The 6,364-nt window shown below is 73.7% G+C and carries 7 protein-coding genes and 1 riboswitch; of the genes, 4 read left to right on the top strand and 3 right to left on the bottom strand.

Annotated elements, in window-relative coordinates; all coding sequences use genetic code 11:
* Positions 1–398: 398 nt before the first annotated feature.
* The 4 genes from MXD58_RS17235 to MXD58_RS30350 all read left to right on the top strand — a co-directional run bounded on the left by MXD58_RS17235 (position 399) and on the right by MXD58_RS30350 (position 3,827).
* Complete coding sequence (locus MXD58_RS17235) at positions 399–611, top strand: CbtB domain-containing protein (protein WP_248837277.1); 213 nt, start codon at positions 399–401, stop codon at positions 609–611.
* A 15-nt stretch (positions 612–626) separates the two neighbouring features.
* Positions 627–1,511 carry a CbtA family protein gene (locus tag MXD58_RS17230; protein WP_248837278.1) on the top strand — a complete coding sequence of 295 codons (885 nt, stop codon included), beginning with the start codon at positions 627–629 and terminating at the stop codon, positions 1,509–1,511.
* 99 nt (positions 1,512–1,610) lie between these two features.
* A riboswitch (cobalamin riboswitch) is annotated at positions 1,611–1,805 on the top strand.
* A gap of 28 nt (positions 1,806–1,833) precedes the next feature.
* Positions 1,834–2,610 (top strand): FecCD family ABC transporter permease, encoded by a 777-nt coding sequence (locus tag MXD58_RS17225; protein WP_250609554.1) that lies wholly within the window; start codon positions 1,834–1,836, stop codon positions 2,608–2,610.
* Complete coding sequence (locus MXD58_RS30350) at positions 2,610–3,827, top strand: ATP-binding cassette domain-containing protein (RefSeq protein WP_284678493.1); 1,218 nt, start codon at positions 2,610–2,612, stop codon at positions 3,825–3,827. Before MXD58_RS17225 ends, MXD58_RS30350 begins: the two co-directional genes overlap by 1 nt.
* A gap of 32 nt (positions 3,828–3,859) precedes the next feature.
* Here MXD58_RS30350 and MXD58_RS17210 read toward each other — a convergent pair whose 3' ends face one another.
* From MXD58_RS17210 to MXD58_RS17200, 3 genes are all read right to left on the bottom strand, one after another.
* Complete coding sequence (locus tag MXD58_RS17210) at positions 3,860–4,204, bottom strand: hypothetical protein (RefSeq protein ID WP_250609552.1); 345 nt, start codon at positions 4,202–4,204, stop codon at positions 3,860–3,862.
* A gap of 36 nt (positions 4,205–4,240) precedes the next feature.
* Entirely contained in the window at positions 4,241–4,951 is a 711-nt protein-coding gene (locus MXD58_RS17205; protein WP_248837281.1) for a VIT1/CCC1 transporter family protein, read from the bottom strand.
* Positions 4,952–5,067: 116 nt separating this feature from the next.
* The gene (locus tag MXD58_RS17200; RefSeq protein ID WP_248837282.1) at positions 5,068–6,312 is read right to left on the bottom strand and encodes a globin domain-containing protein; all 1,245 of its coding nucleotides are present in this window, start codon (positions 6,310–6,312) and stop codon (positions 5,068–5,070) included.
* Positions 6,313–6,364 lie beyond the last annotated feature (52 nt).

Below are 6,364 nucleotides of genomic sequence, written 5' to 3'. Positions count from 1 at the left end.
GCGGCCCTCGGCGTCCTGCCCGAGGACGTACGGGCCACCGTCACGCGGCGTACCGCCGGCCCTGCGGTCCCCGCGGACCACCGGTCGCGGTCCGCACCCCACTGATCGCGTGCGGACCACGAGTCGCCCTGTTCGCCGATCGTGGCCCGCGGCCAGCACCGATCGGTCCTTGATCGGGCTAGATGTGCTGTTTGCGCAGTTCGGGCCCATTGACAGGGTGCCGCTCCGAACCGCATACTCCGATCGCCTGTGTGATGAAGCCGGTGAGATTCCGGCACGGTCGCGCCACTGTGACCGGCCCCGTCCGACCCGCGCTGTGCGGTCGGATGGTGCCTGGGAGTCAGACCTGAACGCAGGACGCCCGTAACCGGGACGCACGATCCCTCAGGAGGCTCCGCATGACCACGCCAGTGGCCCAGACCGACACTCGGTCGATCACTCTCCCGCTGACCGCCCGCCGGGCGGCTCTCGGGCTCACCGCGCTGCTGTCGCTGCTGCTGCTGTATTTCATCGGCGTCGACCAGGGCGCGACGTCGTTGTTCGGCTCGGATACCCACATCCACGAGTTCGTGCACGACGCGCGTCATTTCCTCGGCTTCCCCTGCCACTGAGCCGGGGGCCGCGCGATGGAGTTCCGATACATCTACCGCGGCCTGGGAGTAGGACTTCTCGGTGGGCTGTTGGCGTTCGTCTTCGCCCGCATCTTCGCTGAGCCCTTCATCCAGGACGCCATCGACTACGAGTCCGGCCGGGACGAGGCGCAGTCCGCGCTCGACGCGGCCGCCGGTCACCACGCCGGCCACGAGGGCGCCGAGCTCTTCAGCCGGTCCGTGCAGAGCAATGTCGGCATCGGCGTCGGTATGGCGGTGTTCGGCCTGGCGATCGGTGGGCTTTTCGTCGTCGCCTACCTGATCGTCTCCCGCCGATACCCGGACGTCCGGCCGCGGGTGCTGGCCTGCCTGCTCGCCGCCGCCGGGTTCGTCTCGCTGTACCTGGTGCCGTTCGCGAAGTACCCGGCCAACCCGCCGGCCATCGGGCACGAGGAGACGATCGGGGCGCGCAGCGCGCTGTACGTGACGATGGTGGCCGTGTCGGTGATCGCGATGGGACTCGCGATCGTGGCCGGGCGCTGGCTCGCCGGGCGGGTCGGCACGTGGAATGCCAGCCTGCTCGCCGGGGTGGTCTTCCTGGTGCTGGTCGCCATCGCGATGGGCCTGCTGCCCGCGTTCGGGCACCTGTCCTCGAACAAGGCCGAGTACGGCGACTTCGCCACCGAGACGCCCCAGCCGCTGCAGGCGCCCGACGGGCGGATCGTCTACCCGGGCTTCCCCGCGGACGTGCTGTTCAAGTTCCGGTTCTACTCGGTGATCAGCCAGCTGATCCTCTGGTCGACGATCGCCCTCGGTTTCGGGGCGCTCGCCGAGCGGCTCGCCGTCGCCCCGGCGCGTCGTGCCAGCACGGCACGCGTCGAAGCGGCGACCACCGAGCCCACGCCGACACCCGCCGGCTGAGCTGAGCGGGGGGTCGCTCCCCCCGCCGCACGTCGCCGTCGCCGTCGCCGTCGCCGTCGCCACGGTCGGATCAGCCTCCGGCCGTGGCGACGGCGTGTTCTGCATTTCATTTGCCGTGGTGCTCGGGAAGCCGGTGTGACGCCGGCGCGGCCCTCGCCACTGTGTTCGGGATTTTCCGGCCGATTCCGCGCGGTCTTCGCGTGGAGGTCACTGGGCGGCGCACAGTCGCCCGGGAAGGCAGGCCGGAAGGCGTTTCCCGTCAGCCAGGAGACCGGCCACGGCACCAGTGACCCTTCCACGAGGTGTTGGAGAGGCGGTCCGCGTGCGCGCGCCCGTGATTTCTGTTTTTCGTCGACCCCGCAGTGCTCCCCGGGTTTTCGCCGGCGCCGGCGGGTCGGCCGGATCGTTCGCCGCCGGCGCGTTGGGCACCGGCCGGCTCGGGGTCGTCGCCGCCGGCGCGCTCGGCGCGGCCGTCATGCTCGGCGCGGTGCTGCTGCTCGCCCGCTGGGTGCGGTCCATCGTGACCCTGCTGGTCATCGGTGTGATCGTCGCCTTGGCGGTGTCGTCGTTCGTCGGGCTGCTGCTGACCTGGACCGTGCCGCAGCGGGCCCTGCAGTACTGGAGGTGGCAGCTCGGCAGCTACTCCGGGGTGTCGCCCGGCGACCTGACGGTGTTCGCGCCGACGGTCGGCGCCGGCCTGCTCGTCGCGTTCGCGTCGATGAAGCCGCTCAACGCCCTGCTGCTGGGCGAGCGATACGCCCAGACGCTCGGCGTGCGGGTGCGGCGGCTGCGCGCCGCCACGCTGCTCGGCGCGTCGCTGCTCGCCGGGGCCATCACCGCGTTCTGCGGGCCGATCAGTTTCCCCGGGATCGCCGTGCCGCACCTGGCCCGGCGTCTGCTCGCCGTCGCCGACCATCGCCTGCTGCTGCCGGCCTGCGTCCTGACGGGGATGATCGTGTCCCTGTTCTGCTCGATCGTCGCGCAGCTGCCCGGCACCGGACTCGCCCTGCCCGTGAACATCGTGACTTCGCTGGTCGGCGCGCCGATCGTCGTCGCGGTGCTGCTGCGGGCCAGCTCGACCGTCGCCAGGACCGCCTGATGGACCCGACCGGAGCCCAGGCGGCGCTGCGGCTCGTCGACCTGACGGTGGGCTACCGCCAGGGGCGGCATGCCGTCGCGGTGCTCACCGGGCTCGGCGCCGTCGCGCGGCGCGGGGAGCTCACCGTCCTGCTCGGGCCGAACGGCACCGGCAAGTCCACGTTGCTGCGCACCGTCGCCGGGCTGCAGCCGCCGCTGGCCGGCGGTGTTCTCCTCGACGGCGTCGAGCTGAGCCGGCTGCACCCGCGGGAACGTGCCCGCCGGGTCGGCGTCGTGCTGACCGACCGGGTCGACCTCCCGCTCGGCCGGGGACGTGAACTCGTCGGCCTCGGCCGCCACCCGCACACCGACCTCACCGGCCGGCTCACCGACCACGACCGCGACATCGTCACCTGGGCCATCGACGCGGTCGATGCCGGCCCGCTCGCCGAGCCCGAGCGCCTGCCGCGGGCCGTGCTGAGCGCCGCCGCGTTGTACGGAGATCGCGCGGCTCTCGTCCGCGCCGTCGCCGAGCTGGCCGAACGGATGGGCACCGCGGAGACGCGGGTCGCCGCCTCGACGCTCTTCCTCGGTTACGCCGCCCGGCTGTGGTCGGTCGCGCTCGGCTGCTGGGCGCGGGGTGGGACGGTCCCCGACCTGCCGGCGGACCTGCTCGGCGTCGAGGCGGTGGGCGGCTCACCGACCCGGCTGCTGCTCGCGGACGTCGGTGGCTGGCGCCCGGCGGACCCGGGCGATCTGCCGACGGCGGCCACGCTGCTCCTCGCCGCCGTCGTCGACGGACACCTGCGGCCGATGGCGGCGGCGCTGCGCGCGGTCACCCGGCTGGCCGAGGGTCTGCTGTGGGGCAACGCGGCCTCCGCCCTCGTCGGCGCCGTCCGCGTCCTCGACGGCACGCCCGCGGAGTCGGCCGCCGGTGTCGCCCCGCCGGCCGCTGTGTTCCCGGCCTCAGCATCGTTCCCGGCCTCAGCATCGTTCCCGGCCTCAGCATCGTTCCCGGCCTCGTCCCCGCGCGGGCTTGCCGCCGAGGTTCTGCGCCGGGCGCCGCTCGAGGGCGCCGGGCGCTGGGGGCGCGACCGTGCTGGCGGGCTCGACCCGTCGAGTTTCGTGCGGCGAAGCTGCTGCCTGTTCTACCGAACCCGGCGCGGCGGGACCTGCGGGGACTGCCCGCTCACCCCTGCCGCGGCCATCCGCGCCGGCCGACGAACGGAGTCGCCCTGACGACCGTGATCGGTATCGCGGCTGAGGCTCGGTCAGCAACCGGTGCGGACAACTTCCACAAGCTGGGTGGCCGTAGCGGGGTTCACCTCGAACTGCTGGGTGGCACTGTTGATGATGGTGGTGTCGTCCTTGCCGGAAGCGATCTCCTGGCAGAGGCTGCCGACTGCCTGTTGAACCTTCGCGTCGGTCCATCCGGCCAGCGCCGGGAACCGCGAGCGAATCGCTGACGCGTCCACGCTGGGTGCGGTGGGAGCGACCGCCGATGCCGTGGTGGGAGTGGCGGTGGTGGCAGGTGTGGCCGTCGAGCTGCAGCCGAACAGGCACGCGATCGCCAGTGTGCCCATGATGATGGTCTTCACGGCCGGCAGTGTAGACACCCATGCACAACGATCCGTATCGGGCATACCTGGCGGTCAGCCGGTCGCGGTACCGGAGAGCAGGCCGACCAGGGCCGTCGCCGCCATCGCCGCGCAGCCGCCGAGGACGACCCGTAGCGTCGGGCGGCCGAGCGGGGTGCCCGCCGTGCGCGCGGACAGTGCGCCGGCCACGGCCAGGCCGACGACGGTGACGGCGACGACGCCGACGATCCGGGGCCAGCCCGCCGGTGCCGCCAGACCGGCGAAGGGCACCAGCGCGCCCGCGGTGAAGCTGCCCGCCGAGGCGGCGCAGGCCTGCAACGGGCGGGCGCGGTTGATCTCGTTGTGGCCCAGCTCGTCACGCAGGTGCGCGGCGAGCGCGTCGTGTTCGGTCAGCGCCGTGGCGACCTGTTCCGCGAGGTCGCGGGGCAGGCCACGCCGCTCGTAGATGCCGGTGAGCTCGGCGAACTCGGCTGCCGGGGTCGCCTCGAGCTCGGCCTGTTCGAGTGCACGGTCGGCCCGTTCCACGTCCGCCTGCGCGCTGACGGAGACATATTCGCCGACGGCCATCGACAGCGCGCCGGCGGTGAGCCCGGCGATGCCGGCGGTGAGGATCGCGCCACCCGACGCGCCGCTCGCCGCGACCCCGACCACGAGACTCGACGTCGAGACGAGGCCGTCGTTCGAGCCGAGCACGGCGGCGCGCAGCCAGCCGGCCCGCTGGGCGGCGTGGCCCTCGGGGTGCCGAAGTCGAGTCCGCAGCGTCATGGTTGGCAGTACAGCACGGCGGATCGGACCCTTTCGTCGTCCGGTGCCCAGAGGTGCGCTCAGGCGGCCGGCACGGGCGCGTGAGCGGATCGCCGGCACCCGCACGGGCACGGGAATCAGTCCGTGGGCGGCGTGCCCGCCCACGGGTCGGGACCGAAGATCTCGTAGCGGATGTGCTCCGGCGGCAGGCCACGGGCCAGCAGGCCGGCGCGCACGTCGCGCATGAACGGCAGCGGCCCGCACAGGTAGGCACGGGCGCCCTCCGGCAGGGGCAGGGCACCGACGTCGATCGGGCCGTGGTGGCGCGTCTCACCCGCCGCGACCTCGCCGTTCGTGACCGTGCCGGCGTCGGCGGGGTCGTCGTACCAGGTGTGCAGGTGGAAGTCGCGCAGCAGGGCGCCGGCGTCGAGCAGGTCGGAGCGCAGGGCGTGGTGGCGCGGGCAGCGGTCGGCGTGCGCGGCGACGACGGTGCGTTCCGGGCGCAGCCGGGCGGTGTGGCCGAGCATGGCGATCATCGGGGTGATGCCGATGCCCGCGCTGAGAAGCACCAGTGGCCCGGTGCCCGGCGCCAGGGTCACGTCCCCCGCCGGCGGGCTGACGTCGAGCACGTCGCCGACGTTGACCCGGTCGTGTAGATGGGACGAGACGGCGCCGGCGGGCGCGTCGCCGACCGCGGGCACCCGGCGCACGGTGATCCGTAGGCTGCCCGTCCCCGGCGCCCGGGACAGGCTGTACTGGCGGGCCTGCCGGTCGCCGCCGGGCAGCTCGACGGCGACGGTCACGTACTGGCCGGCCAGGTAGCCCGGCAGCGGGTCGGGCCCGACGGGCACGAGGTCGAACGAGACGACCTCCGGGGTCGCCACCGTGCGGGCGGTGACCCGCCACGGGCGCCAGGGATGTCCGGGGTCCGCGCCGATCCGCTGGTAGACCCGGGCCTCCTCGGCGACGAGCGCGGTGGCGAACAGCCAGTACGCCTCGTCCCACGCGTCGTGCGCGGCGGGGGTCATCGCCGCGCCGAGGACCTCGCCCATGGCGGCCAGCAGATGCGTCCCGACGACCGGGTACTGGCCGGGCGCGACGCCGAGCGAGGCATGCCGGTGGGCGATGCGCCGCAGGACGGCGTCGACCGGCGGGCCGGGTTCGCCGAGCAGGTGCCCGGTGAACGTGACCAGCGCCGCGGCGAGCGACCGGGCCTGCCGGCCGGTGGCCTGGTTGCCGTCGTTGAACAGGGCGCGCAGCTCTGGGTGGGCCGCGAACAGCCGCCGGTAGAACGCGGCGGTGATCGGCTGCGCGTTCGCGGCGACGCTGCCCGCGGTGGCCGCCAGACCCGCGGCGCAACGGTCGGTGGGGAGGACGTCCATCCGGGCACCAGCTCCGCTTCTACGGCTCGTAGTAGCAGTACGGGTTTCACCG

The organism is Frankia sp. AgKG'84/4 (assembly GCF_023242965.2).
In the GTDB taxonomy this organism is placed as follows: Bacteria; Actinomycetota; Actinomycetes; order Frankiales; family Frankiaceae; genus Frankia.
This window is presented reverse-complemented; position numbering and strand designations above follow the sequence as displayed.